This is a genomic window from Ferrovibrio sp. MS7, from assembly GCF_038404985.1.
Lineage (GTDB): Bacteria > Pseudomonadota > Alphaproteobacteria > Ferrovibrionales > Ferrovibrionaceae > Ferrovibrio > Ferrovibrio plantarum.
In genome coordinates, this window is the sequence record NZ_JBBKBA010000003.1 from 192,304 (window position 1) to 218,347 (window position 26,044).

Annotated in this window: 20 protein-coding genes; 8 read left to right on the top strand and 12 right to left on the bottom strand. The window is 63.7% G+C overall.

Translation table 11 applies throughout. The features are described 5' to 3' along the window. Window positions 1-22: 22 nt before the first annotated feature. On the top strand, window positions 23-2,119 hold the full coding sequence (gene recG, locus V6B08_RS19205; RefSeq protein ID WP_341983944.1) for an ATP-dependent DNA helicase RecG: 2,097 nt from the start codon (window positions 23-25) through the stop codon (window positions 2,117-2,119). 101 nt (window positions 2,120-2,220) lie between these two features. On the opposite strand, the gene V6B08_RS19210 is transcribed toward recG, so the two are convergent. The 9 genes from V6B08_RS19210 to V6B08_RS19250 form a co-directional block, all read right to left on the bottom strand. Further along, window positions 2,221-2,805: a biotin transporter BioY gene (locus V6B08_RS19210; RefSeq protein WP_341983945.1), complete on the bottom strand. Its 585-nt coding sequence runs from the start codon at window positions 2,803-2,805 to the stop codon at window positions 2,221-2,223. A 13-nt stretch (window positions 2,806-2,818) separates the two neighbouring features. Beyond that, entirely contained in the window at window positions 2,819-4,807 is a 1,989-nt protein-coding gene (locus V6B08_RS19215; protein ID WP_341984478.1) for an acetyl-CoA carboxylase biotin carboxylase subunit, read from the bottom strand. A gap of 71 nt (window positions 4,808-4,878) precedes the next feature. After that, window positions 4,879-6,411: an acyl-CoA carboxylase subunit beta gene (locus V6B08_RS19220; RefSeq protein WP_341983950.1), complete on the bottom strand. Its 1,533-nt coding sequence runs from the start codon at window positions 6,409-6,411 to the stop codon at window positions 4,879-4,881. Between the two features lie 160 nt (window positions 6,412-6,571). Continuing rightward, a complete protein-coding gene (locus V6B08_RS19225) occupies window positions 6,572-7,771 on the bottom strand; it encodes a pentapeptide repeat-containing protein (protein WP_341983952.1) in 1,200 nt (399 codons plus the stop codon). Window positions 7,772-8,013: 242 nt separating this feature from the next. Next, window positions 8,014-8,799: an enoyl-CoA hydratase/isomerase family protein gene (locus V6B08_RS19230; protein ID WP_341983954.1), complete on the bottom strand. Its 786-nt coding sequence runs from the start codon at window positions 8,797-8,799 to the stop codon at window positions 8,014-8,016. Next, entirely contained in the window at window positions 8,799-9,692 is an 894-nt protein-coding gene (mmsB, locus tag V6B08_RS19235) for a 3-hydroxyisobutyrate dehydrogenase (protein ID WP_341983957.1), read from the bottom strand. Before mmsB ends, V6B08_RS19230 begins: the two co-directional genes overlap by 1 nt. Before the next feature lie 31 nt (window positions 9,693-9,723). Continuing rightward, a complete protein-coding gene (locus tag V6B08_RS19240; RefSeq protein WP_341983959.1) occupies window positions 9,724-10,770 on the bottom strand; it encodes an enoyl-CoA hydratase/isomerase family protein in 1,047 nt (348 codons plus the stop codon). Window positions 10,771-10,780: 10 nt separating this feature from the next. Beyond that, window positions 10,781-11,932, bottom strand: coding sequence for an acyl-CoA dehydrogenase family protein (locus tag V6B08_RS19245; RefSeq protein WP_341983961.1), 1,152 nt, complete (start codon window positions 11,930-11,932; stop codon window positions 10,781-10,783). Window positions 11,933-11,936: 4 nt separating this feature from the next. Further along, window positions 11,937-13,436, bottom strand: a complete 1,500-nt coding sequence (locus tag V6B08_RS19250) for a CoA-acylating methylmalonate-semialdehyde dehydrogenase (protein WP_341983963.1) — start codon at window positions 13,434-13,436, stop codon at window positions 11,937-11,939. A gap of 265 nt (window positions 13,437-13,701) precedes the next feature. On the opposite strand from V6B08_RS19250, the gene V6B08_RS19255 reads away from it, so the two are divergent. The 3 genes from V6B08_RS19255 to hemB all read left to right on the top strand — a co-directional run bounded on the left by V6B08_RS19255 (window position 13,702) and on the right by hemB (window position 17,817). Beyond that, a complete protein-coding gene (locus V6B08_RS19255; RefSeq protein WP_341983965.1) occupies window positions 13,702-16,458 on the top strand; it encodes a PAS domain-containing hybrid sensor histidine kinase/response regulator in 2,757 nt (918 codons plus the stop codon). Window positions 16,459-16,557: 99 nt separating this feature from the next. Next, a complete protein-coding gene (locus tag V6B08_RS19260; protein WP_341983967.1) occupies window positions 16,558-16,800 on the top strand; it encodes a helix-turn-helix transcriptional regulator in 243 nt (80 codons plus the stop codon). Continuing rightward, window positions 16,801-17,817, top strand: coding sequence for a porphobilinogen synthase (hemB, locus tag V6B08_RS19265; protein ID WP_341983969.1), 1,017 nt, complete (start codon window positions 16,801-16,803; stop codon window positions 17,815-17,817). A 24-nt stretch (window positions 17,818-17,841) separates the two neighbouring features. On the opposite strand, the gene V6B08_RS19270 is transcribed toward hemB, so the two are convergent. Both V6B08_RS19270 and V6B08_RS19275 read right to left on the bottom strand, forming a co-directional pair. Then, on the bottom strand, window positions 17,842-19,170 hold the full coding sequence (locus V6B08_RS19270) for a sulfatase family protein (protein WP_341983971.1): 1,329 nt from the start codon (window positions 19,168-19,170) through the stop codon (window positions 17,842-17,844). A gap of 16 nt (window positions 19,171-19,186) precedes the next feature. Further along, a complete protein-coding gene (locus V6B08_RS19275) occupies window positions 19,187-20,158 on the bottom strand; it encodes a Bug family tripartite tricarboxylate transporter substrate binding protein (protein WP_341983973.1) in 972 nt (323 codons plus the stop codon). A gap of 118 nt (window positions 20,159-20,276) precedes the next feature. Here V6B08_RS19275 and V6B08_RS19280 point away from each other — a divergent pair, with 118 nt between their 5' ends. Continuing rightward, window positions 20,277-20,768 (top strand): MarR family winged helix-turn-helix transcriptional regulator, encoded by a 492-nt coding sequence (locus tag V6B08_RS19280; protein WP_341983975.1) that lies wholly within the window; start codon window positions 20,277-20,279, stop codon window positions 20,766-20,768. Window positions 20,769-20,773: 5 nt separating this feature from the next. Here the strand turns inward: V6B08_RS19280 and V6B08_RS19285 are convergent, their stop codons facing one another. Further along, window positions 20,774-21,655, bottom strand: coding sequence for an NAD(P)-dependent oxidoreductase (locus V6B08_RS19285; protein ID WP_341983977.1), 882 nt, complete (start codon window positions 21,653-21,655; stop codon window positions 20,774-20,776). A gap of 326 nt (window positions 21,656-21,981) precedes the next feature. On the opposite strand from V6B08_RS19285, the gene V6B08_RS19290 reads away from it, so the two are divergent. The 3 genes from V6B08_RS19290 (at window position 21,982) to motA (ending at window position 26,035) form a co-directional block, all read left to right on the top strand. Further along, on the top strand, window positions 21,982-22,434 hold the full coding sequence (locus V6B08_RS19290) for a hypothetical protein (RefSeq protein ID WP_341983979.1): 453 nt from the start codon (window positions 21,982-21,984) through the stop codon (window positions 22,432-22,434). Between the two features lie 176 nt (window positions 22,435-22,610). Then, complete coding sequence (locus tag V6B08_RS19295; RefSeq protein ID WP_341983981.1) at window positions 22,611-25,055, top strand: penicillin acylase family protein; 2,445 nt, start codon at window positions 22,611-22,613, stop codon at window positions 25,053-25,055. 119 nt (window positions 25,056-25,174) lie between these two features. After that, window positions 25,175-26,035 (top strand): flagellar motor stator protein MotA, encoded by an 861-nt coding sequence (gene motA / locus V6B08_RS19300; RefSeq protein WP_341983983.1) that lies wholly within the window; start codon window positions 25,175-25,177, stop codon window positions 26,033-26,035. Window positions 26,036-26,044 lie beyond the last annotated feature (9 nt).

Sequence of the window (26,044 nt, forward strand, 5' to 3'; positions counted from 1 at the left end):
GACAAGCATTTCCAGGAACAAAATGCGGCCGGAGTTGCTCAACCCCGCCTTCACGCCGATCAACCGCCTGAAGGGCTGCGGCCCGAAACTGGCGGCATTGATCGAAAAGCTGGCCGGCGGGCGGCTGCTGGACCTGTGGTGGCACCGCCCTTCGGGGCTGGTGGACCGCCGCTATCGCCCAACCATAGCCGAGGCACAGCCGGGCCGCATCTGCACGCTGGAAATCACCGTCGAGAAGCATTTCCCGCCGCGCACGCCACGCCTGCCCTACCGCATCGCGGTGAGCGACGCCACCGGCTCCCTCACCCTGGTCTTCTTCAATGGCCGCGAGGATTACCTGCTGCGCGCGCTGCCACCGGGCGAGACACGGGTGATCAGCGGCCAGATTGAGTTGTTCGATGGCCGGGCGCAGATGACTCATCCGGACCGCATCGGCACGCCCGAGGAAATCGCCGCCATGGCCGCCGTTGAGCCGGTCTACCCTCTCACCGCCGGCCTCTCGGGCCGGGTGATGAACAAGCTGGTGGACGAGGCCGTGAGCCGCGCGCCGGTGCTGCCGGAATGGCTCGATCCGGCCTATCAGAAACGCCAGGGTTGGAGCGACTGGCAGAGCGCCTTGCGGCGCCTGCACAAGCCGGAGGAAGCCGAGGATCTGGAAGCCTTCACACCCTGGCGCTCGCGGCTGGCCTATGACGAACTACTCGCCAACCAGCTTGCCCTGCTGCTGGTGCGCCGCCGGCTGAAACGCCTCACTGGCCGGCCATTGGTGGGCAATGGGCGGCTGCGCGATACGCTGGACAAGGCCCTGCCCTGGCCGCTGACCAACGCGCAGCGCCAAGCGATTGCCGAGATTGCCGGCGACATGGCATCCGAGCGCCGCATGCTTCGGCTGCTGCAAGGCGATGTCGGCAGCGGCAAGACCATGGTGGCGCTCTATTCCATGCTGGTGGCGGTAGAGGCTGGCGCCCAGGCCGCGCTGATGGCGCCAACCGAAATCCTCGCCCGCCAGCATGCCGAGACGCTGGCGCCTTATGCCGAGAAACTCGGCGTCAAGCTCGCGCTGCTCACCGGCCGCGACAAAGGCAAGGCGCGCGCCGCCCTGCTGGATCAACTCGCCAGCGGCGGCATCGATATCGTGATCGGTACGCATGCGCTGTTCCAAGGGGATGTGGCGTTCCACAACCTTGGCTTGGCGGTGATCGACGAACAGCACCGCTTCGGTGTCGGCCAGCGGCTTAGCCTCACCAACAAGGGCGAAGGCGTCGACATGCTGGTGATGACCGCAACGCCAATCCCGCGCACGCTCTCGCTCACCGCCTATGGCGACATGGATGTGTCGAAACTCACCGAGAAGCCGCCTGGCCGCAAACCGGTGGACACCCGCACGGTTGCCGCCGAACGCCTGCCGGAAGTGATGGAAGCCGTGGCACGCAAGATCGAAAGCGGCGAACGCGTCTACTGGGTCTGCCCGCTGGTGGAAGAAAGCGAAGCCAGCGACCTCGCCGCCGCGGCCGAACGCCATGCCGCGCTGCGCGAAAAGCTGGAAGGGCGCTTAGGCCATGGCAGTATCGGCTTGGTGCATGGCCAGATGCCGGCGGCCGAGAAGGACGCGGCGATGGAGGATTTCGTCGCCGGGCGTTCCAGGCTGCTGGTAGCTACCACGGTGATCGAAGTCGGCGTCGATGTGCCGGAAGCCACGCTCATTGTCATCGAACACGCCGAACGCTTCGGCCTGGCGCAGTTGCACCAGTTGCGCGGTCGTGTCGGGCGCGGCGGCAAGCCCGGCTCCTGCCTGCTGCTCTATTATGGCAAGCTCGGCGAAACCTCGCGTGCGCGCTTGAAGATCATCCGCGAGAGCGACGACGGTTTCCGCATTGCCGAGGAAGACCTGCGCTTGCGCGGTGCCGGCGAAGTGTTGGGTACGCGCCAGAGCGGCCTGCCCGAATTCCGCATCGCCGAACTGGGCGCCCATGGCGACCTGCTGGCAACGGCGCGCGACGATGCCAAGCTCATCCTCGAGCGCGACCCGACGCTGAAAACAGAGCGCGGCGAAGCCCTGCGCCACCTGCTCTATCTGTTCGAGCGCGACGCAGCGATCCAGTATCTGCAATCGGGCTGACAACAACAAACTCGTCATACCCGCGCTTGACGCGGGTATCTCATTTCCTGAAATCGAGAAGAGATGCGCGGATCAAGTCCGCGCATGACGATGATGGATGTTTAACCCAGGCTGCGACGCTTCAGCGCCAGATGCCAGGCGGCCTGCATCACGGCAACGCCGAGCAGGGTCTTGACCAAAGTGGCGGCCCAGAAGGGGTAGAGGCCGGCGGCCAGCGCCTTCTGCACGCCGACCAGGGTGGCGAGCCAACTCACGCCGAACACGAACACCACGGCATGGCCGACCGCCATGGCGATCAAGCAGCGCAGCAACGAGCGATCCCAGCCGCGCTCAGCCAGCCAGCCGATCAGCCAAGCGGACGCCACGAAGCCGATCAGGTAGCCCGCCGTGGGGCCGGCGAAATAGGCCGGACCGGCAGCAGCACCGGCAAAGACCGGCAGACCGACGAAGCCTTCCGCGAGATAGAGCAGCACGGTGGCAGCACCCAAGCGACTGCCGAACGCCATGCCGATCGCCAGGATGGCCAGTGTCTGCAAGGTCATCGGCACCGGCCAGAAAGGCACCTGCACCTTGGCCGAAATCGCCAGCAGCGCGGAACCGGCCAGCATCGCCAGGGCAACGCGCCAAGCTTTCATGCCGGGCGCCACATGCTGCAGCAGGGTCGGGTTGAGCGTCGTCGTGGTCATGTCTGTTTCTCCCTTACGCGAATTCGAGGATCACCTGGTCAACGGCCAGGCTGTCGCCCTTCTTGGCATTGACCTTCTTCACCGTGCCGTCGCGTTCGGCGCGCAGCACGTTTTCCATCTTCATAGCTTCCACCACGGCGAGCGCCTGGCCGGCCTTCACCGGCTCGCCCTCGGCGACATTGATCGACACTACCAGGCCCGGCATCGGGCACAGCAGATACTTCGACATGTCGGGCGCCACCTTTTCCGGCATCAGGCGGGCCAATTCGGCGGCACGCGGGCTGCGCACGATCAGGTCGAGTTCGGCACCGCCATGGGTGATGCGGAAACCTTCCTGGCGCATCGCCACGCGAGCAACGATAGGCGTGCCATCGACAGTGCCGCGGAAGAAGGCTTCGCCGGGATGCCAGTCGGAGCGCACCTTCACGGCCTTCTTCGCCCCAAGCTTCACATCATAACCACCCTCGGCATCGCTGGCGCTGGCAACGGTTTCGGCCTTGCCTTCGAACACCACCCAGTCGCCGCCGGCTGCCTTTTCCGGCAGGCCGAGCTTGCCGGTGATATGGCTGGCGCGGCGTTCGGCGCGCAGATGCAGCAGCACCGCCACCGCCGTAAGCGCCTGATGCCTGGCGGCAGGCAGCGCTGCGCCGGCAAAGCCTTGCGGCCATTCCTCGGCGATGAAGTTGGTCGAGAGCTTGCCGGACTGGAAGCGCGGATGCGCCAACACGGCGTTAAGGAAATTGACATTGTGGCCGATGCCGGAAATCCAGGTCTCGTCCAGCGCATCGGCCAGCGCCTTGGTCGCTTCCTCGCGGGTTTTGCCGTAGCCGCAGAGTTTCGAAATCATCGGATCGTAGAACATGCTGATCTCGCTGCCCTCGACCACGCCGGTATCGTTGCGGATCACCGGCGATTCTTCCGCCGTGCGCCAGCGCACCAGGCGGCCGGTGGAAGGCAGGAAGCCGCGATACGGGTCTTCGGCATAGATGCGGGCTTCGATGGCCCAGCCGTTCAGCTTCACATCCTTCTGCGCGATGGTCAGCTTCTCGCCGGCCGCGACGCGGATCATCTGCTCGACCAGATCAACGCCAGTGATCAGTTCGGTGACCGGATGCTCCACCTGCAGGCGGGTGTTCATCTCGAGGAAGTAGAACTTGCGGTCCGGGCCGACAATAAATTCCACCGTGCCGGCGCTGTCATACGCCACGGTCTTGGCCAGCGCGACGGCCTGCTCGCCCATCGCCTTGCGGGTCTTGGCATCGAGGAACGGCGACGGTGCTTCTTCAACGACTTTCTGGTGCCGGCGCTGAATCGAGCATTCGCGTTCGCCAAGGTAGATCACGTTGCCGTGCTTGTCGCCCAGCACCTGGATTTCGATATGGCGCGGCTCCTCGATATACTTCTCGATGAACACACGGTCGTCGCCGAAGGAATTCTTCGCCTCATTGGTGGCGGAAGAGAAGCCCTGCTCCACTTCCGAGTCAGAGCGCGCGATGCGCATGCCCTTGCCGCCGCCGCCGGCAGAGGCCTTGATCATCACCGGATAGCCGATCTCGCGGGCAATCTTGGTGGCTTCCTTGCCGTCCTTGATGGCGCCGAGATAGCCCGGCACGGTGGAGACGCCGGCCTTCTTGGCCAGCTTCTTCGACTCGATCTTGTCGCCCATGGCGAAGATCGCGTTCGGGTTCGGGCCGATGAAGGCAATACCGGCCTGCTTCAGCGCCTCGGCGAATTTGCGGTTCTCGGAGAGGAAGCCGTAGCCCGGGTGCACCGCCTGAGCGCCGGTCTGCTTGCAGGCGGCGACGATCTTGTCGATCACCAGATAGCTTTCAGCGGCCGGCGGTGCGCCGATATGGATCGCCTCGTCGGCCATGCGCATATGCAGCGCGCCATCATCGGCATCGGAATAGACCGCCACGGTCTTGATGCCGAGCTTGCGGCAGGTCTTGATCACGCGGCAGGCGATTTCACCGCGGTTGGCGATCAGGATTTTGTCGAACAGCTTGCCGGCCTTAGCAACAGGAGCGGCAGCTTTCTTGGTCTGGGTCTTCTTGGCCATTGTTTTGCGCTCGCTCACAGCGGGATGTTGTCGTGCTTCTTCCACGGATTCTGCAACTCCTTGTCCCGCAGCATGGCGAGGGAGCGCGCAATCCGGTAGCGCGTGTTATGCGGCATGATCACATCGTCGATGAAGCCGCGATGGCCGGCAACGAAGGGATTGGCGAACTTCTGGCGGTATTCCTCGGTGCGCGCCGCGATCTTGGCGGCATCGCCGATCTCAGAGCGGAAGATGATTTCCACCGCGCCCTTCGGCCCCATCACGGCGATTTCCGCCGAGGGCCAGGCGTAGTTGACGTCACCGCGCAGATGCTTGGAACTCATCACGTCATAGGCGCCGCCATAGGCCTTGCGGGTGATCACCGTCACCTTCGGCACCGTCGCCTCGGCATAGGCGAACAGCAGCTTGGCGCCATGCTTGATGATGCCGCCATATTCCTGCGCCGTGCCGGGCAGGAAGCCGGGCACGTCGACGAAGGTGACAATCGGAATCTCGAAGCAGTCGCAGAAGCGCACGAAGCGCGCCGCCTTGCGGCTGGAGTCGATATCGAGGCAGCCGGCCAGCACCATCGGCTGGTTGGCGACGATGCCGACGGGCTGACCGCCGATGCGGGCAAAGCCGGTGAGGATATTCTTGGCGAAGCTCGGCTGAATCTCGAAGAAGTCGCCGTCATCGACCACCTTCTCGATCAGCTCCTTCATGTCGTAGGGCTTGTTCGGATTCGGCGGCACCAGGGTATCGAGCGAGGTTTCCTGGCGTTCGATCGGATCGAAGCTTTCGCGTGCCGGCGGCTTCTCGCGGTTGGAGAGCGGCAGGAAGCCCATCAGGCGGCGCACCTGCACCAGCGCCTCGACATCGTTCTCGTAGGCATTGTCGGCCACCGAGGACTTGGTGGTGTGGGTCACGGCGCCGCCAAGCTGCTCCTGCGTCACCACTTCCTGCGTCACCGTCTTCACCACATCGGGGCCGGTGACGAACATGTAGGACGAGTCCTTCACCATGAAGATGAAGTCTGTCATCGCCGGGCTGTAAACCGCGCCGCCGGCGCAGGGGCCCATGATCACCGAAATCTGCGGCACCACGCCCGACGCCAGCACGTTGCGCTGGAACACCTCGGCGTAGCCGGCAAGGCTGTCGACGCCTTCCTGGATGCGGGCGCCGCCGGAATCGTTGAGGCCGATCACCGGGGCGCCGACTTTCAGCGCCTGGTCCATGATCTTGCAGATTTTCTTGGCGTGGCTGGCCGAGAGCGATCCGCCGAACACGGTGAAATCCTGGCTGAAGACGAAGACCAGGCGACCGTTGATGGTGCCCGAGCCGGTAACAACGCCGTCGCCTGCCACCTTCTGCTCGGCCATGCCGAAATCGGTGCAGTCATGCTCCATGAACATGTCCCACTCCTCGAAGGAGCCGGGATCGAGCAGCAACTCGATGCGTTCCCGCGCGGTCAGCTTGCCCTTGGCATGCTGCGCAGCGATGCGTTTATCGCCGCCACCGGCGCGCGCCTCAGCGCGCTTCTCCTCGAGTTGCCGGATAATGTCCTGCATTACACGTCCCCCTATTGCCCCGTCAGGGCTACCTTACACGCGTTAGATTTCTCTCGAATAGCACAATGTATCGCACTGCAAAATAGCCAGAAGCGCAACAAATTACTCGCCGATCAGGTGAAGATCGTCGGTAGGCGAACAGTACAGCCTATGGCGGAAATCAGGCCTTGCGGCGGCTAGAAACCGGCGTTTCGGGCAGCCGGCAGTCCGTCAGGTCAGCACCATCGAGCATGGCGCGGGCCAGATCGACCTCGTCCATCACCGCGCTGCGCAACTGCGCGCCGCGCATGTCGGCGCCGCGCAGCACCGCCCCGGTCATATTAGCCGGAAACAGCCGGTTGCCCGGCATGATCAGCGGCCCGAGATTGGCATCGCGCAAATCCGCGCGCACCATCTGCGCGCCGGCCAGGTTGGCGCCGCGCAGATCGGCACCCATAAGATTGCAGTCGCGCAGGTCGGCATCCATCAGTTTGGCCCCCTGCAGCATGGCGCGCTGCAGGTTCAAACCCTGGAGAATGGAGCCCTTGAGGTTGGCGCCGGTGAGGATCACGCCCGGCTTCGGGCCGATGGCGCGCAGGTCGAGTTCGCTGAAATCGAACAGCTTGCCTTGCTCGCCGCCGGTGCCCAGCCATTGGGCATAGAGTTTCAAGGCTTCGTCAATCGGCACGCCGAGATCGGCCAGCGGCCGGCCTTTCGGCTTGTCATCGAGCACGCCTTCGACATCGGTGCCGGCCAGCAGCGCATTCTCCATCTTGGCACCGACCATCACGGCGCCGCGCAGCGTGGCATCCTTCAGGTTGGCGCCGGAGAGATCGGCACCGGAAAGGTTGGCGCCTTCAAGCCGCGCGGCGGCAAGATTGGCGCGTGTCAGGATGCAGTTCACCATGATCGCATCGGTGAAATCAGTGCGCCCGGCGGCGACGCCGGAAAGATCGGCGCCGGTGAGATCCACCGCCACCATCTTGGCACCGCCGAGATCGACAGGATCATGGTCCGGCTTCTTGATATGGACATTGCCGTATTTGTCGCGCTCGGCCACCACGCCATCGCGCATGTCGGCATCCAGCAGCCGCGCGCCGGTCAAGTCAGCGCCGCGCAAGGACGCGCCGCGCAGGTCGGCGCGCTCCAGCCGCGCGCCTTGCAGATTGGCGCCGCGCAGGTCGCAAGCATAGAGCACGGCCTGGCTCAGATTGGTCTCCGCCAGATTGACGCCCTGCATCTTGCAGCCGGTGAAATCGGCGCCGGCCAAATCGGCACCAGCCATTGTCAAATTGGAAAGATCGCGGAATTGGAAAATCGAGCGCCGCCCGCCAGCGAGGCGCTGGCGATACTTCTCATGGTCGGCAATTGCAGCGAGCAACTCGCCGTAGCCTACTTTTGGACGCTGCCTGTTTTCCATACGCGACGCTGTCACGCGCCATCCCCCGGAAACGCTAAAAGGATCACTGTGCGACGCAGCATCCCCCGCTTCGCCACCCAGCCGATTCATTTGAATGCAAAGGATGATACGCCCGCCGCCGGGGGGCGGGCAACCGGATATTTATGATTAATAACAGACAGTTACAATCAATCTGACAGATTTCGACTGATTTCTTGCCGATCTTAGCGGCCGCGAAAGTCTGGCGGACGCTTGGCTTTGAAGGCCGCCAGGCTTTCCGCGAAATCCTCGGTCATGGTCATGAGCGCGAATTGCTCTGCATCCAGAGCAGACGCCATCTGAATCAAACCTTCGGTGTATGCATTCGCGCCGCGCTTGATCATGCGTACCGCGAGTGGCGGCTTTGCTGCTGCGATTTCAGCCAACGCTAGCGCATGTTCCAATGTGGAACCGTTCGGCACCACTTCATCAACAGCGCCGAGCCGGCGCAATGTTTCACTATCTGAAACTTCACCGAGGATCGCGAGCCGCTTCGCTGCTGCCGGACCGCAACGCGCGATAAGGCGCGGCAAGGCCGTCCAGCTCAAATTCATGCCGCGATCCACTTCCGGCAGACCAAGCCTGGCGCCCTCGCCCGCCACCACCAGATCGGCCGCACTCGCCAGCGCCAGGCCGCCACCTAGGCACCAGCCTTCAACCGCGGCAATGGTGTAGCATTCAAGACCGCTCAGCGCCTTGCACATCGCGGCACCGGCCAGCGGCCCCTGCATGCGCTCCGGCACGCTGGCGGTGGCAATGGTCGCCAGCATCGGGTCCTTCAGATCGAAGCCGACCGAGAACACATCGGCGGCACCAGCCAGCACCAGCGCATTCGGCGGCTCGGGCGCATTGGCCAGATCGTCGAAGGCCTGGCGCAAGGCCCGCATGGCCAGCACCGAGAGCGCATTGCGGCCATCGCCGCGATCAAAACGCAGCAATGCGACGCGGCCGCGACGCTCCAGGCTCAACATTATTTGGCTCCGGTTTGCACCGACTTGATGATCGCCGAGTAATCCAGCGCGCCATTGCCGGCATTGACGAATTCGGAATAGAGCGCGGTGGCCTCGGCACCCAGCGGCGTGACCACGCCAGCGGCACGCGCCGCTTCCTGGGAAAGCTTGAGGTCCTTCAGCATCAGATCGGCGGCGAAGCCCGGCTTGTAGTCGCGGTTGGCGGCAGAGGTCGGCACCGGACCCGGCACCGGGCAATGGTTGATCAGCGCCCAGCAGGAACCCGACGACGCCGAGACGATATCGAACATCGCCTGCGGCGCCAGGCCGAGCTTCTCGCCCATCACGAAGGCTTCGGAGATGGCATTCATGGTGATGCCGAGTACCATGTTGTTGCACACCTTGGCGACCTGGCCGTTACCCGCGCCGCCGGCATGCACGATCTTCTTGCCCATCTTTTCCAGCAAAGGCCTAGCCGCCGCGAAGGCATCATCACGGCCGCCGACCATGAAGGTGAGCGCAGCATTCTCCGCCCCCGCCACGCCGCCCGAGACCGGCGCATCCAGCATGCGCATGCCCTTGGCTTCGGCGGCGGCAATCACTTCGCGTGCCGTCTTCACATCAATGGTGGAGGAGTCGATGAACAGCGTGTTCGGCTTGGCGACGGAAAGAATGCCCTTGGCGCCGGTATAAACATCGCGCACATGCTTGCCGGCTGGCAGCATGGTAACAACGGCATCGACATCGCTGGCGGCTTCCTGCGCCGTAGCGGCTTTGGTGCCGCCGGCCTCGACCACGCGGGCAACCGCCTCGGCGCTGAGGTCGAACGCCTTCACGGCATAGCCGGCCTTCAGCAGGTTGCGCGCCATCGGCCCGCCCATATTCCCGACGCCGATGAAACCGATGCTCTTCATGTCTCTCTCCCTGGGTTTCTTTATGTCTGTATCAGTCGAAAAGCAGATCACCATCCGGCAGGGCAGCGAAATAGCTTTCGATATAGGCGTCTGACACTTCTTCCAGTGTTGCCGGCTGCCAGCGCGGTGCGTGGTCCTTATCAACGATCACGGCACGCACGCCTTCATAAAAGTCATGGCCACCGAGCACATGATTGCACATGCGCCATTCCAGCTTCATGCAATCACGGAAATTCAGGCTGCGGCCACGACGGAGCTGCGCGAAGGTCAACTTCACCGAGGTCGGTGACTTGGTGCGGATCAGCTTCGCCTGCTCAACGCCGAAACCATCCGAGGCACCGAGCTGCCGCATCACCTGTGCCACGCTGTCGCCGGCAAACAGCAGGTCGATCAGGCCAAGATGCGGCGCCAGGGGCGCCGGGCCAGGATCGTGCTGGAACGGCATGATTACGGCATCCACCGAAGCCTTGTCGGTGAGCGGCGCGGCGATCAGCGCCGCTTCCAGCGCAGCGTGATCGGCACGCTTGACGCAATGGGTGGCGATGCCGGCATGCAGCACATCGGCCGATTTCAGCCGCGCGCCGGTGAGGCCGAGATACGTGCCGAGCTCGCCCTTGAGGCGTGGCAAGAAATAAGTGCCACCGACATCGGGGAACAGGCCGATACCGGTTTCCGGCATGGCGAACAGCGCCTGTTCGCTGATCACGCGATGGCTGCCATGCACCGAAAGGCCGACGCCGCCGCCCATGAAGATACCGTCGATCAAGGCGATGAACGGCTTTCGCATTTCGGCGATCAGGGTATTGGCGCGATATTCCGTGCTCCAGAAAGCGCGCGCCCCCGCGCGCCCCTCCTCGCCCGGCGCCGTCAGATGCCGGATATCGCCGCCGGCGCAGAATGCCTTCTCGCCGGTGCCCTTGATCAGCACCGCCTTGATCGCGGTGTCGGTGCTCCATTGCCGCAGAGTCTTCTCCAGCGGCACACACATGGCGTGATTCAGCGCGTTCAGCGCCGCCGGGCGGTTCAACTGGATGATGCCAAGCCCGTTCTGGACGGAAAACAGAATCTCATCAGTCATATTTCTTATCTCAATCCAGGAACGAGCCGGACAGCAGCGACCGCGACACGATCACGCGCATGATCTCGTTGGTGCCTTCAAGGATCTGGTGCACGCGGGTATCGCGCAGATAACGCTCCACCGGATAATCCTTCAGATAGCCATAGCCGCCATGCAACTGCAAAGCCTCGTTGCAGATGGCAAAGCCGGCATCGGTGGCGAAACGCTTGGCCATGGCGCAATACATCGTCGCCTCCGGATGCTTGGCATCCAGCATGGCGGCAGCATTGCGGATCATCAGCCGCGCGGCAGCCAGGTCGGTCGCCATGTCGGCGAGCTTGAACTGCGTCGCCTGGAAACTGGCGATGGCATTGCCAAACTGCTTGCGGGTGGCGACATGCTCGCGCGCGATGGTGAGGCAGGCCTTGGCGGCACCGATCGAGCAGGCACCGATATTCAGCCGGCCGCCATCCAGGCCGGCCATGGCGATGCGGAAGCCCTCGCCTTCGGCGCCGATGCGGTTGGCCTTCGGCACGCGGCAATCCTCGAAGATCACCATTGCCGTGGGTTGGGAATTCCAGCCGAGTTTCTTTTCCTGCGCGCCGAAGCTCAGGCCCTTTGTGCCATTTTCCACCACAATGCAGGAAACGCCACGCGCGCCGGGTTCGCCGGTGCGCACCATGCAGACATAGATATCTGAACGCCCACCGCCGGAGATGAAGGCCTTGGTGCCGTTCAAAACATAATGGTCGCCAGCATCCACAGCGCGGGTCTGCAAGGCGGCAGCATCCGAGCCGGCATTCGGCTCGGTGAGACAGTAGGAGGCGAAATGCTCCATGCTGGTCAGCTTCGGCAGGAAGCGCTGGCGCTGTTCCTCGTTGCCGAAGCGGTCGATCATCCACGACGCCATGTTGTGGATCGAGATATAGGCCGCCGTCGAGGTGCAGCCGGCCGCCAGTTCCTCGAATACCAGCGCGGCATCGAACCGCGTCAGGTCAGAGCCGCCGACATCGTCGCGGACATAGATGCCGGCGAAACCCAGGGCTGCCGCTTCGCGCAGTTCGGCCTCGGGGAAAATCTTCTCGGCATCCCATTTCGCCGCGCCCGGCTGCAGTTTTTCCGCAGCGAAGCGGCGCGCCATCTCCTGGATGGCGCGCTGGTCCTCGGTCAGACCGAAGGACATGGCGTCACTTCATGGTCGGGATGTTGAACTCCGCACCCGAACGGATGCCGGTGGGCCAACGGGCGGTGACGGTCTTGATCTTGGTGAAGAACTTCACGCCTTCCGGACCATGCTGGTTGGTGTCGCCGAAAGCCGAGCGCTTCCAGCCGCCAAAGGTGTGGAAGGCCAGCGGCACTGGGATCGGCACATTGATGCCGACCATGCCGACCTGCACCTTGGCGGCGAAGTCGCGTGCCGCATCGCCATCGCGGGTGAAGATCGCAACGCCATTGCCAAATTCATGCTCGGTCGGCAGCTTGGCTGCTTCCTCGAAGCTCTCGGTACGCACCACGCTCAGCACGGGACCGAAAATCTCTTCCTTGTAGATGCGCATGTCCGGCGTCACGTTGTCGAACAGGCAGCCGCCCATGAAGAAGCCCTGCTCATAGCCTTGCAGCTTCATGCCACGGCCATCCACCACCAGCTTGGCGCCTTCCTGCACCCCGGTATCGACATAGCCCTTCACCTTGGCCAGATGCTCCGCCGTCACCAGCGGGCCCATCTCGGAATCCTTGTCCACGCTGGGGCCTACCTTCAGGGCGCGCACGCGCGGCGCCAGGGCCTCCACCAGACGGTCGGCGGTCGACTTACCCACCGGCACGGCGACAGAGACAGCCATGCAGCGCTCGCCGGCCGAGCCGTAACCAGCGCCGATCAGCGCGTCCACGGCCTGATCCATATCGGCATCCGGCATCACGATCATGTGGTTCTTGGCACCGCCCATGGCCTGCACGCGCTTACCATGCGCTGCCGCCGTGGCGTAGACATACTGCGCGATGGGCGTCGAGCCGACGAAGCTGATCGCCTGGATGCGCGGATCGGTCAGCAGCGTATCCACCGACACCTTGTCGCCGATGACGCAGTTCAGCACGCCCGGAGGCGCGCCGGCTTCCAGCATCAGTTCGGCCAGGCGCAGCGGGCAGCTCGGGTCCTTCTCTGACGGCTTCAGCACGAAGGTGTTGCCGCAGGCGATTGCCACCGCGAACATCCACATCGGCACCATGGCCGGGAAGTTGAACGGCGTGATGCCGGCCACCACGCCCAGCGCCTGGCGCATGGAATAGACGTCGATGCCGGTCGCCACGCTATCGGAATACTCGCCCTTCAGCAGATGCGGGATGCCACAGGCGAATTCCACAACTTCCAGGCCGCGCTGCAGCGAACCGCGCGCATCCGACACCACCTTGCCATGCTCGTTGGCGATCAGCAGCGCGATCTCGTCGGCATGCTTCTCGCAAAGCTCCTTGAACTTGAACATCACCCGCGCGCGAACCAGCGGCGAGGTCCGCGACCAGGTCTCGAAGGCCTTCTGGCTGTCGGCGATCGCCGCCTCAACTTCAGCCTTGGTCGCCAGCGGCGCCCGTGCGCCAACTTCGCCCGTGCTCGGGTTGTAGACGTCGAGGAACCGGCCGGACGTACCCGCCACCTTCTTGCCGCCGATAAAATGATGCAGGTCCTTGGTCATCTGTTCCTCCGTCGCTCCGCTTCTACTGCGGGTGCCGTAGCTTATGGCAGGTCGGCCGTCCGCTGGGTATTCGATTTTTTGCACAATAGCTGGGGTATAATCCCAACCCTTAACCAGTACAGGAATAGCCCTAGCGGCTGTTGGCGGCAACCCGTCGGCGGCCGCAAAGAATTCAAATACCCCCCTCTTTTACTCCACTTGGACGCCACACCATGCGGTAGCATGCCGGCTGGTGTGCGAGCGTCATACGAGATAGAACCCAGGCATGCCCGAGACCCAGGACATGACCACAGCCTTGCCATGGGGCGATGGAGCCGCCCGCCTCGCCGGCGGCTGCCTGCTGGCCCTGTCTGGCGCCCTGTTGTTTGGTGCAACCACTGGCCAGGTCGACGCCATCGATTGGCTGCCCGGCCCGCCGCCGGTCCATTTCGAACTGATCGCCGGGGCGGCTATTGCCGCCATCGGCCTGCTCGCCGGCGCGCGCCGCGTGCTGCTCGGGCGGGTGGCTGCCGCATTGCTGCTGTTGCTAGCGGTCTCAAGCCTGGGCGATGCCATCCTGCGCGGCAACATGGACCGCAGCGCCGAAATCGCGGCAGCCGGCAATGGACTGCTGCAGCATATCGGCCATTTGGGACCGGTGGCGGCCTTCGGCTTCCTGTTCGCAGCCCTCGGCCTGGCCATTCCGGCGCGGCCCGCCCGCCACGCCTCCCGCCTGCTGCCGCCTTCTCTGCTGATCTGGACCGCCGCAACCATGCTGATCGCCTGGGGGCTGATGCTGTTGATCGGCGCTTTCGACCTGCTGCCGCAAACCCGCGCCTGGGCCCGTCATACCCAGGCACTGATCGCCGCCGTGCCGGTGCTGCTGCTGATCGGCCTGGGGCTGGCTGGACGTTTCAGCGCACTCGGCCGCCTGCCCGCCCCGCCGCCTCTGCTGGCCGCCGTTGCCGCCATCCTGATTTTCGGCACTGCCGTGTCTTTCACGCTCTGGCAAGCCACGGCGGAAGCCGAGGAACGCCTGCTGGAACGCGATATGGCGCAGCATGCCCGCTGGTTCGCGCAGGAATCCGGCCGCCGCCTGGATATCCGGCTCGGCACGCTGGAACGCATGATGGAGCGCGAGGGCGCCCAGGCGGTCAGCAACGACCGCCCGCTGAACGCCACGACCGGCCTGCTGCTGCAGGCCGATGCCACAATGAGCGACCTGCAGCTCTGGCGGCTCGGCCCGCAAGGTGGCGACGCTTCTCTGGTCCGGCTCTGGGCCGAACCGACGCGCAATGCCGGCGCCCTCAGTATTGACGAAGCCGTGCTGGCGAACTGGACGGCGGCATTGCGCGCCGGCAGCCTGGCCGCTGGCAAGGCCACCTATCTTGTCGGCGGTCGCTATCGTGGCGTTGACCCAGCGCTGCTGATCATGGTGCCGCAGCTCCACGCCGATGGCAGCGCCTTGCTGCTGGTCGGCGGCATCAATCTGGTGCGCTATTTCGACAATATCGCCAGCATCGCCGCCAGCTTCGGCTACGCGCTGCGCATCGATCACAAAGGTGTGCAGCAATTCCGCCGCGGCGACCTGCCGGATGGCGCCATCCATGCCTATGACCTGCCCTTTCTTGGCGACGACTGGCGGCTGCTGCTGGCGCAGACGGGCGGCACCGAACCGGCTCAGGCGTTGCCGGTGGCCGGGCTCACGCTGCTCTTCTGCCTGCTTGCCACCGCAATGATCGCGGGCCTGGTGGCGCTGGCTTATGGCGCCGTGCTGCGCCGCCGCGACATGGCCGATGCCCGCGCCCGGCTGCAGGAAATCAACGACCGGTTCGAAGCGGCGATGCGCGCCTCGCGCATCGGCATCTGGGACTGGGATATCCAGCGCAACGAAACCCTGGTGATCGCCGGCTTCTTGGGCGAGGCCGGCAGCGGTAGCCAGATGCCGAGCTGGCGGCGCTTCTCCAGCCCGGATTTCTTCGACCGCGTGCATCCGGAGGATCAGGACATGATCCGCCGCCGGATGGAGAAGCAGCTCAGATACGGCACGCCTTTCGAGGCCGATTTCCGGCTGCGCCGCGATGACGGCCTCTATGTCTGGACGCAGACCCGCGGCATTGCGCTACGCGATGAGCAAGGCAGGCCGGTGCGCATGGTCGGCTCGATGGAAGATATCGAGGATGTGCGCCGCCAGATGATGGAGATGGAGCAGCAGCAGCGCATTCTGGAGGCCCAGGCCGAGCGGCTGGCGCAAGTTGCCCGCGACCTGGAAGTGGCCCGCGACGCGGCGGAAGCCGCCAACCGCGCCAAATCAAGCTTCCTCGCCATGATGAGTCACGAAATCCGCACGCCGATGAACGGCGTGCTGGGCATGCTCACCCTGCTGCGCGACGCCGGACTGCAGAATCACCTGCAGCGCTATGCCGAGGTGGCCGAGCAGTCAGCGCGCGAATTGCTGTCGCTGATCGACGATATCCTCGATGTTTCCAAGCTGGAAGCCGGCAAGCTGAAGATTGAGGATACCGATTTCGACCTGCGCCCGGCGCTGGAAAACCTGATTGCCCTGCACCGCCCACGCGCCGAGGCCGCCGGCAACCGGCTTGATCTGGCCATCGCCGCCGATGCGCCGGAACATCTGATCGGCGATCCGCTGCGGCTGCGCCAGATCGTCACCAACCTGGTCGGCAATGCCATCAAGTTCACCGAGCAGGGCCACATCACGGTGAATGTCACCGCCACCCGGCCGAAGCCAGCCGACCCGGAAGCCGTGCTGCTGCGCTGCGAGGTGCTGGATACCGGTATCGGCATCGAACCGGCAGTGCAGGAACAACTGTTCCAGCCCTTCACCCAGGCCGATGCCTCGATCACCCGCCGCTATGGCGGCACCGGCCTCGGCCTCACCATCTGCCGCAATCTGGTGCAGATCATGGGTGGCGAGATCGGCGTGGTCAGCACGCCGGGCCGGGGCTCCAACTTCTGGTTCACCCTGCCACTGCGCGAGGACCGCGAATTGCTCGAACGCCTCAATGCCGCCAGCCAATAAATCTTTTGCTTGCGGGGAATCTTTTGCCTGCGGGGCTTTTATCGCCTGTTAACCAGGATGGCGCGAAGATTCCGGCATTGACCAGCCGGAGCGTCCCGCATGTTGCCGCTGTATCCGATCACCCCGCCGCCGAATAAGCTGCTGCTGCAGGCCATCGCCAGCCGCGGCTACAGCCCTGAACGCTTCCGCGTCGAAACGCGCATCAAGCCGCGCCTGTTCCGCGCCGTGATCAGCGGCAAGCGCCCGATCAAGCTGGGCACCGCGATGCGGCTGGGCCGTTTCTTCGGCACCTCGCCCTGGGTATGGATTGCTTTTCAGGAACGGTATGATAAAGCCGTCTGAATGAGCACCGACCGCCTGCCGCCCAGCTTTCCCGCCTTCCCCGTCAGCCGTCCGCGCCGCCTCCGCCGCAGCGACTGGACCCGCCGCCTGGTGGCCGAAAACCGCCTCGGCATCGACGACCTGATCTGGCCGATTTTCGTCCATGAAGGTCCGGGCAATGCGCCAATCCCCTCGATGCCGGGCGTCGAACGCCTCACCGTCGCGGCTGTCGCCGAGGCCGCCCGCGAAGCCGAAGCGCTTGGCATTCCCTGCATCGCCCTGTTCCCGGCCACCGATCCGAAGCTCAAGACCGAGGATGGCCGCGAAGCGCTCAATCCGAACAATCTGGTATGCAGCGCCGTGCGCGCCATCAAGGCGGCAACCAAGAATCTCGGCGTGCTCTGCGACGTGGCGCTGGACCCCTATACCAGCCACGGCCATGACGGCCTGATCGTGGACGATGAGATCGTCAACGACCCGACGCTGGAGATGCTGGTGCAGCAGGCCCTGGTGCAGGCCCGCGCCGGCTGCGACATCATCGCCCCTTCGGACATGATGGATGGCCGCGTCGGCGCCATCCGTGCCGCGCTGGACAAGGAAGGCTTCCAGTCCGTGCAGATCATGGCCTATGCCGCCAAGTATGCCTCCGCCTTCTACGGCCCATTCCGCGATGCGGTCGGCTCGGCGGCCAATCTCGGCCGTGGCGACAAGCGCACCTACCAGATGAATCCCGGCAACGGCGACGAGGCCTTGCGCGAAGTGGCGCTGGATATCGCCGAGGGCGCCGACATGGTGATGGTGAAGCCCGGCATGCCCTATCTCGATATCTGCTGGCGCGTGAAGCAGGCTTTCGGCCTGCCCACCTTCGCCTATCAGGTGTCGGGCGAATACGCCATGCTGGCCGGCGCTGCCGAACGCGGCTGGCTCGACCGCGCCCGCGTCGCCCATGAAAGCCTGCTCGGCTTCAAGCGCGCCGGCTGCGACGGCGTGCTGACCTACTTCGCCCGCGACATCGCCAGGGCGCTCAAGCAGGCCTAAACCAGTACACCATCGTTGAACGCCTCAACGCTGCGGCATATCCAGATGGGAATAGCCGAGGCTGACGGTAGCGTCCTGCGGGATCGACGGCATTGTTGCGTCCCACGCCTCCCAGGCCTGGCGCATGGCAGCCAGGCGCTCGGGTTCGCGTTTTGAGAGATTGGCGCGTTCACGCGCATCGCGCTCGATATTAAAAAGATAGTCAACACCATCGACCCGCAGGTATTTCCACGCCCCGCGGCGCATCGCCCGTTGCTCGCGGTGCTTCATGCGCCAGAACATCGGCCGCTCGAAATGGGATATCGGGTCGCGCAGCAATCGGCTCAGCGATATGCCATCGAAAGGAAATCCCGATGCAGCCTCGGCGCCGCCGAGTTCCACCAGGGTGGCTGACCAGTCCATCGTCATGCAATGCTGCTGGCTGACGCTGCCGGCTGGTATCACAGCGGGCCAGCAGGCGATCCACGGCACGCGGATACCGCCCTCGGTCAGATCCATCTTGCCGCCGACCAGCGGCCAATTGTCGCTGAACCGCTCGCCGCCATTGTCACTGGTGAAAACGATCAGCGTGTTGTCGAGCTGTCCGGTTTCCCGCAGCGCCTGCACAACCCAGCCGATACCCTCATCCATATGGTTGATCATGCGGTGATAGGTGTGGATATTGCCGCCATCGAGATGAAACAGGTTGGCTTTCACCGCATCGGCAAGCTCAGCGTCGTCCCGCGTTTCCCAAGGCCAATGCGGTGCGGTGTAATGCAGGCTGAGAAAAAACGGCTGACCATGCGCCGCCGCCACGGCTGAGCGCCGAACATATTCCACGGCACGGTGGGACAAGAGATCGGTGAGATATCCTGTCTCAGCCTTTTCCGCCTCGCCACTGAATAGGTCGTGACTGCCATTGACGCCGCAATGGGTGAAATAGTCCACGCCCCCGGACATCGGGCCGAAGAACTCATCATAACCGGAACGGATCGGGCTGAAATGCGGCGGGTAGCCAAGATGCCACTTGCCGATCAGCGCGGTGCGATAGCCGGCAGCCTTGAGCAACGACGGCAAGGTCGGATGCTCGGGCGGCAGCCCCAGCGTGGTGCTGCCCTTGCTCCGGCTGTTGATTGGCTCCTCTGCCGCACCACGCAATCGGTATTGATACCGGGCGGTCATTAGGGCAAAGCGCGTCGGTGAGCAGACCGGCGAATTGGCATAGCCATCGGTGAGGCGCAGGCCATTGGCGGCCAGTTGATCGATTACCGGCGAAACGGCACCGAATGCGGCATCTCGGCCGCCATAGCAGCCGAGATCGGCAAAGCCGAGATCATCCGCCACGATAAAGATCATGTTGGGGCGTTGCGACATGATGGGCTGGTTGCCGTTATTCGGGTTTGAACCCAGACTCGCGGATTGGCGGCCCCCAGCGGTCGTAATCCTCTTTCATGATGGCGGCGAGCTTTTCCGGCCCGTAACCGGTCGGCTCGACCCCCATGGCCAGCAAGCGTTTTTGCATGTCGGCATCCTGAATCACCTCGATGATGGCTTTGGACAGCCGCTGGATGGTGGATGGCGGTGCGCCCGCCGTGGTGAACAGCCCATACCAGGGCGTCGCCACCAGGTCATAACCCTGTTCGCGGAAGGTTGGCACATTGGGAAATTTCGGGCTGCGGCTTTCCCCCGCCACCGCCAGCAGCCTGGCCTTGTTAGCGTCGACCAGCGACTGGATGTCGGCGGCCACAGTGGAAAGAGCGGCGATTTCACCGGCTGCCAAAGCCTGCATGGAGGGAGCCGTGCCGCGATACGGCACATGCTGCAGGGTGATGCCGGCGCTCTTGGCGAACATGACACCGAAGAAATGCGGCAGGCTGCCAGCCGCCGCCGAGCCGTAGAAACCGTTCTTCTCCGGGTCGGCTTTGACCCAGGCGACATATTCCTTGAGTGTCCTGGCCGGCACCTGATTGCCGACGCCAAGGCCGACCTGGAAATTACTCAGATGCGCCACCGGCGCGAAATCCTTGAACGGGTCATAGCCGATGCGGTCGGCATAGCTATGCGGAAAGATCGACATTGTCGCCACCGGGGTCATCAGCAGCGTGGTTCCATCCGGGATCGCGGCCTTTACCGCCTGATTGCCGATCATGCCGCCGGCGCCGGCCTTGTTTTCGACAATCACAGCCTGGTCCAGCCGCTTCGCCATCGCATCGGCGAGCACGCGCGCTAGCGCATCGGAGGTCGCCCCCGGCGGATAGCCGACAATGATCTTGATGACGCCGCTTTGCGCCAGAACAGGCTGGCCGGTCAGCAGGCCAAGCATGGTGATCAGAAAAGCTTGCAGCAGAATATGCCGGCGCATGAGATCATCCCCCCTGTTTTAGAATTATGCTCCAGCGTAAACTCAACTGCCTGAATTGATCTAATCAACTATGGCCATGCCTGCTCCATCACGCTCATCCCTTCGCGCGCCGCAGCGCATGGCGCAGTTGCTGAACTTCAGGCTGCAAGCCCTGTTTGCCCTGAGTGGCGCTCCTGTTGTGCGGATGCTGGAAGGGCTGCACGGCATTACCCGGCGGGAATGGCGCCTGTTGGCCTGGCTTGCGGAAACTGGCCCGCTTTCGCCATCGGCACTCGCCGAGGCATCGCAACTTGATCGCGCCCGAACATCGAGAGCGATCGGCAATCTGGCCGGCAAGAACCTGGTCAGCCGCACCGCCGATGCCAAGGATCCGCGGCGGGCTGTCGTATCAATCACGCCGGCTGGACAAGCTCTGTATGCCCGCCTCTTTCCCGATGTGGCGGCATTGAATGCCCAGCTTGTCGCGGTATTGGATGATGATGAATTGCAGGTGCTGGATACCGCACTGCAAAAAATCACATTGCAGGCTCGTGCGTTGAACCAGCAGGTGGCTGCCGAAATCAAGGTTCAGCGCCACGCAGGCGGCTCACGCCGCCTGCGTGGGCAATAAAAAAACTACTTTTTGGTCTTGGTGGCTTCGAGGCGCGCAATCAGGCTCGAGGTATCCCAGCGATTGCCGCCCATCTGCTGCACTTCGGCATAGAACTGATCGACCAGGGCGGCGACTGGCAGGCTTGAGCCGTTGCGGCGTGCTTCCGCCAGGCAGATGCCGAGGTCCTTGCGCATCCAGTCGACCGCAAAGCCATAATCGAACTTGCCTTCGATCATGGTCTTGTGGCGGTTGTCCATCTGCCAGGAACCGGCAGCGCCCTTCGAGATCACTTCCACCGCCTTCATCAGATCGAGGCCGGAAGCGCGGCCGAAGGCCAGGGCTTCCGAGAGGCCCTGCACCAGGCCGGCGATGCAGATCTGGTTCATCATCTTGGTGAGCTGGCCCGAACCGGCCGCCCCCATCAGGTTCTGCATCTTGGCATAAGCCTGGATCACCGGCTTGACCCGCTCATACACCGGCGCGTCGCCGCCGCACATGATGGTGAGCTGGCCATTCTCGGCGCCGGCCTGGCCGCCGGAGACCGGGGCATCGATGAAGCCGAGGCCGGCGGCACTGGCCTTTGCATAGATCTCGCGGGCGACATCGGCGGAAGCGGTGGTGTGGTCGACAAACACAGCACCCTTGCCAAGGCCGGCCAGGATGCCGTCATCGCCATAGACGACCGAGCGGAGATCGTCGTCGTTGCCGACGCAGGCCATGACGAACTCGGCGCCCTGGGCCGCCTCGCGCGGACTGGCGGCGCGCTTGCCGCCATGCTGGGCAGCCCACTTTTCAGCCTTGGCGGCAGAGCGGTTCCATACCGTCACATCATGCCCGGCCTTCACCAGATGGCCCGCCATCGGGTAGCCCATGACGCCTAAGCCGATAAATGCCGTCTTTGCCATTGTTCCCCCTAAATACGTGTTTATATTAGGTATTATCGCTGGAGGCGGACTTTGGCACAGCTCCGCCTGGGCCGCAATCGTCTCGTCGCGGCCCCCCCTGCACCCACCCAACTACAAGGCGCTTAATTCCCGCTTGCATTCTCCTATTATGTTTTTTATATTTAACGCTAGGAAACCGTATCCAATGGGAGAAACCCATTATGCCGCTCAATAGCATCGGCCAAGTTGCCGGCGCGGGCAGTAGCGGCGCGGTAGCACGCGAGGCCCGCGTAGAATCTGCGAGTTTTGCCAGCGTCAACTCATCCGAGTTCTCGCAACGGAGTACTGTGATCAGCGCTCCAGAGGAAAGTGGCACCCGCCAGGGCGCCTACTATATCAGTCCGTTCATTCGGCTTGATACCTCGACACGCCTCGCAATCCTTGAATTCCGTGACTCCGAAACCGGCGAAGTCCAGCAGCAGTATCCCTCGCCCCGCGTGGTGAAGGAATACGCCCAGAACCTGCCGGATAATTTCGATCTGCCGCGTGCTGGCAAGGGCGACCGCTCGAATGACGCGCCGCTGCCCAGCTTCGGCAAACCGGCGAACGAGCCGACCGGCGAAGCCCGCATCATCGGGTCGAACCAGGACAAGCGCGCCGAACAGCCGCTGCCGGGCGAAAAGCCGGTTGGCACCGGCGCCGGTTCACCTGCCCCGGCCAATCCGGCGATTGCCGCCTTCGGTGCTGCCCTTAGCGGCCTGACGAGCGGCTTCAGTTCACGTCAGGTCGCGGTCGCTTAAAAAGCCCGGCTTTCAGCAAGTTCATGGCATTTTACACCTTTTGAGGCCCACGGCTCGCGCCGGCGGGTTTTTTGTGCTTCCTTAAAGGGCGTAGGTGCGGATTCCCATGCAATCCTGGGGAACCTTACCCGTGCCTACATTGGTAATCATTACCTGAGGAAGCGTCCGGTTCGGTCATGCGCTGGGTTTTCCGCCTGCTCGTCCTGCTCCTGTTGCTTGCTGGCACCGCCGGCATAGCGGCGTATTTCATCGCCCGCGCCTCGCTGCCGCAGACCGCCGGCAGCATCGCCCTGTCCAGCCCGGCGCTGACACAGGAGGCGCGCATCCTGCGCGACCGCAATGCCATCCCGCATATCCAGGCCGCCAGCCGCAACGAAGCGCTGTTCGCGCTTGGCTTCGCCCATGCCCAGGATCGCCTGTGGCAGATGGAAGTGAATCGCCGCGTTGCCGCCGGCCGCTTGGCGGAAGCCTTTGGCCCACGCGCGCTCGATACCGATAAATTCCTCCGCACCCTCGGCGTGCGCCGCTCTGCAACACGCGCCTATGATTTCCTCAAGCCGGCAACGCGCAGTGCGCTCGATGCCTATGCTGCCGGCGTGAATGCCTTCCTCGAACAGCATGAGGGCATGCTGCCGCCGGAATTCCTGCTGCTCGGCATCAAGCCGGAGCCGTGGACACCAGCGGACTCGCTCGGCTGGTTGAAGATGATGGCCTGGGATCTGAGCGGCAACTGGGGCACCGAGATGGCACGGCTGGCCTTGAGCCGGCGGCTCGATAAGAGGCAGATCGAGGAATTCTTCCCGCCGTATCCCGGCGACGCGCCGGTTTCGCTGGCCGACTACACGCAGCTTTACCGCCAGGTAGCGAAGGCGCTGAATGTGGAAGAACTGATGGCACGGCTGCCGGAGGCGCGGCCCGATGGCATTGGATCGAACAACTGGGTGCTCAGCGGCAAGCATACGGTAACCGGTGCGCCGCTGCTCGCCAACGACCCGCATCTCGGCCTCACCACGCCGGCAATCTGGTATTTCGCGCATCTTTCCAGCCCCAGCGGCGACGTGATCGGCGCCACGCTGCCGGGCATTCCCGGCGTCATCCTTGGCCATAACGGCAAGATTTCCTGGGGCTTCACCAATACCGGCCCCGATACCCAGGATCTCTTTATCGAGCAGGTCGATCCTGCCGATCCGTCGCGCTACATCGCGCCGGACGGGCCGAAACCATTCATCACGCGCAGCGAAACCATCAAGGTGAAGGGCGAGGCCGATGTGGTGCTCAGCGTGCGCGAAACCCGCCATGGGCCGGTGATCTCGGATGTGAACCCGCAAGCGCAGAAGCTGCTGGATAGCGGCTATGTTCTGAGCTTCGCCTGGACCACGTTGCGCGACGACGACCGCTCCGCCGACAGCCTCACCGGCCTCGACAACGTGTCGGACTGGAACAGCTTCATCGAGAATTTCCGCGACTTCACCGGGCCGCAGCAGAACATCGTTTACGCCGACACCGCTGGCAATATCGGCTTCTTCGCCCCCGGCAAGGTGCCGGTGCGCAAGCCGGACAACGACCTCAAGGGCATGGCGCCGGCGCCGGGCTGGGATGCGCGCTATGACTGGGATGGCTTCATCCCGTTCGAGCAATTGCCGCGCAGCTACAATCCGGCTTCGGGCCAGGTGGTGACCGCGAACCACAAGATCGTGCCCGACAGCTACCCCTATTTCATCACCAGCGAATGGGCCGATCCCTACCGCGCGCGGCGCATCGAGCAATTGCTGCGCGAGCGCAAGGTACATTCGGTGGAAAGCTTCAAGCAGATCCAGGGCGATACCGTGTCGCTGATGGCGGCGGAAATCCTGCCCTACATGCTGAGCGCGCCGCTCAAGTCACAGCCACAGAACAGCGACCTTGCCGCCATGCATGCCCTGCTCAGTGGCTGGAATGGTGGCATGGGCGCCAATCATATCGAGCCCCTGGTATTCCAGGCCTGGTATCGCGAGTTGACACGCCTGGTGCTGGCCGACGAACTCGGCGACGACTTTCAGCGCCTGTGGCGGCACCGCCCGGCGCTGATGCGCAACATTCTGTCCAATACCGATGGCCAGGCCTATTGGTGCGCCAATCGCGAGGCCGGCCTGCCGACTGATTGCCCGCGCCTGGTGGCCGAGGCGCTGGACGTGGCCTTGACCAACCTGAAGCAGCGCTATGGCCAGGACCCGGCGCGCTGGCGCTGGGGCGAGGCACATTTCGCCAAATCCAGCCACCGGCCGCTGTCGAACACGCCCCTGCGCCGCCTCGCCGAAGTCAGCGTGCCGACGCCAGGCGATGCCTTTACGGTGAATGTCGGCCGCAATGCGCTGAACGACGAGGCCGAACCCTTCGCCAATGTCCACGCCGCCTCGCTGCGGGCGATATACGACCTGGCCGATCTAAACCGCTCGCTGTTCATCCACTCGACCGGGCAATCCGGCCACCCATTGTCGCCATTTTACCGGTCTTTCGCGCAAAGCTGGGCGACCGTGATGTATGTGCCGATGACGCTGCGGCCGGCCGATATTGAGGCCGGCGCCATCGGCACCCTGCTGCTGCGCCCCGCCGCCACCCCCGATGCGGCAAAAAGCCAGTGATTCACCAAGAATTCAATATTCTATTTACCATCCCTCTACGATAAAAAGGGGTGAACGAATCCCGGCTCCGGGTTGACCCTGATTCTTGTCCGGGTCCCGGCGGGACAAGGAGTTGAACCATGCTGATCGTTATCGGCACCGTCGTCGGCATGGCTTGCGTGCTCGGCGGCTACGTGGCCATGGGCGGCAAGCTGGCGGTGCTGTATCAGCCGTTCGAGCTGGTGATCATCGGCGGCGCCGCCGTTGGCGCCTTCATCGTCGGCAATCCGAAGCCGGTGCTGAAAGCGGCGCTCGGCGGCTTCAAGCAGGCCTTCAAGGGACCGCGCTTCACCAAGGATGATTACCTCGAACTGCTCTCCCTGCTCTACTCGGTGTTCAAGCTGGCCAAGAGCAAGGGCATGCTGGCGCTGGAAGCGCATATCGAGAAGCCGGAAGAGAGCAAGCTGTTCAGCCAGTTCCCCAAGTTCACCGCTGATCATCATGCGATGGACTTCCTCTGCGACTATCTGCGCCTGATGACCCTGGGCAGCGAGAACCCGCATGAGATGGAATCGCTGATGGACATGGAACTGGAAATCCATCATCAGGAAGACCACCTCGCCCAAGGCGGCGTGTCGGCCTTCGGCGAAAGCTTCCCGGCGCTCGGCATCGTCGCCGCCGTGCTTGGCGTTATCAAGACCATGGGCTCGATTTCCGAGCCGCCGGAAGTGCTGGGCAAGCTGATCGGCGGCGCGCTCGTCGGTACCTTCCTCGGCATTCTGCTCTCCTACGGCATCGTGTCGCCGATCGCGGCGGCGCTGAAGGCGACGCAGGAGCATGACAGCAAATACCTGCTCTGCCTCAAGGCCGGCCTGCTGGCGCATCTGCAGGGCTACGCCCCGGCAGTCTCTGTGGAATTCGCGCGCAAGTCGCTGATGTCGAATGTGCGGCCAAGCTTCTACGAAGTGGAAGAAGCCACCAGCAAGGTGCAAGCGGTCTAACCGCCGGAG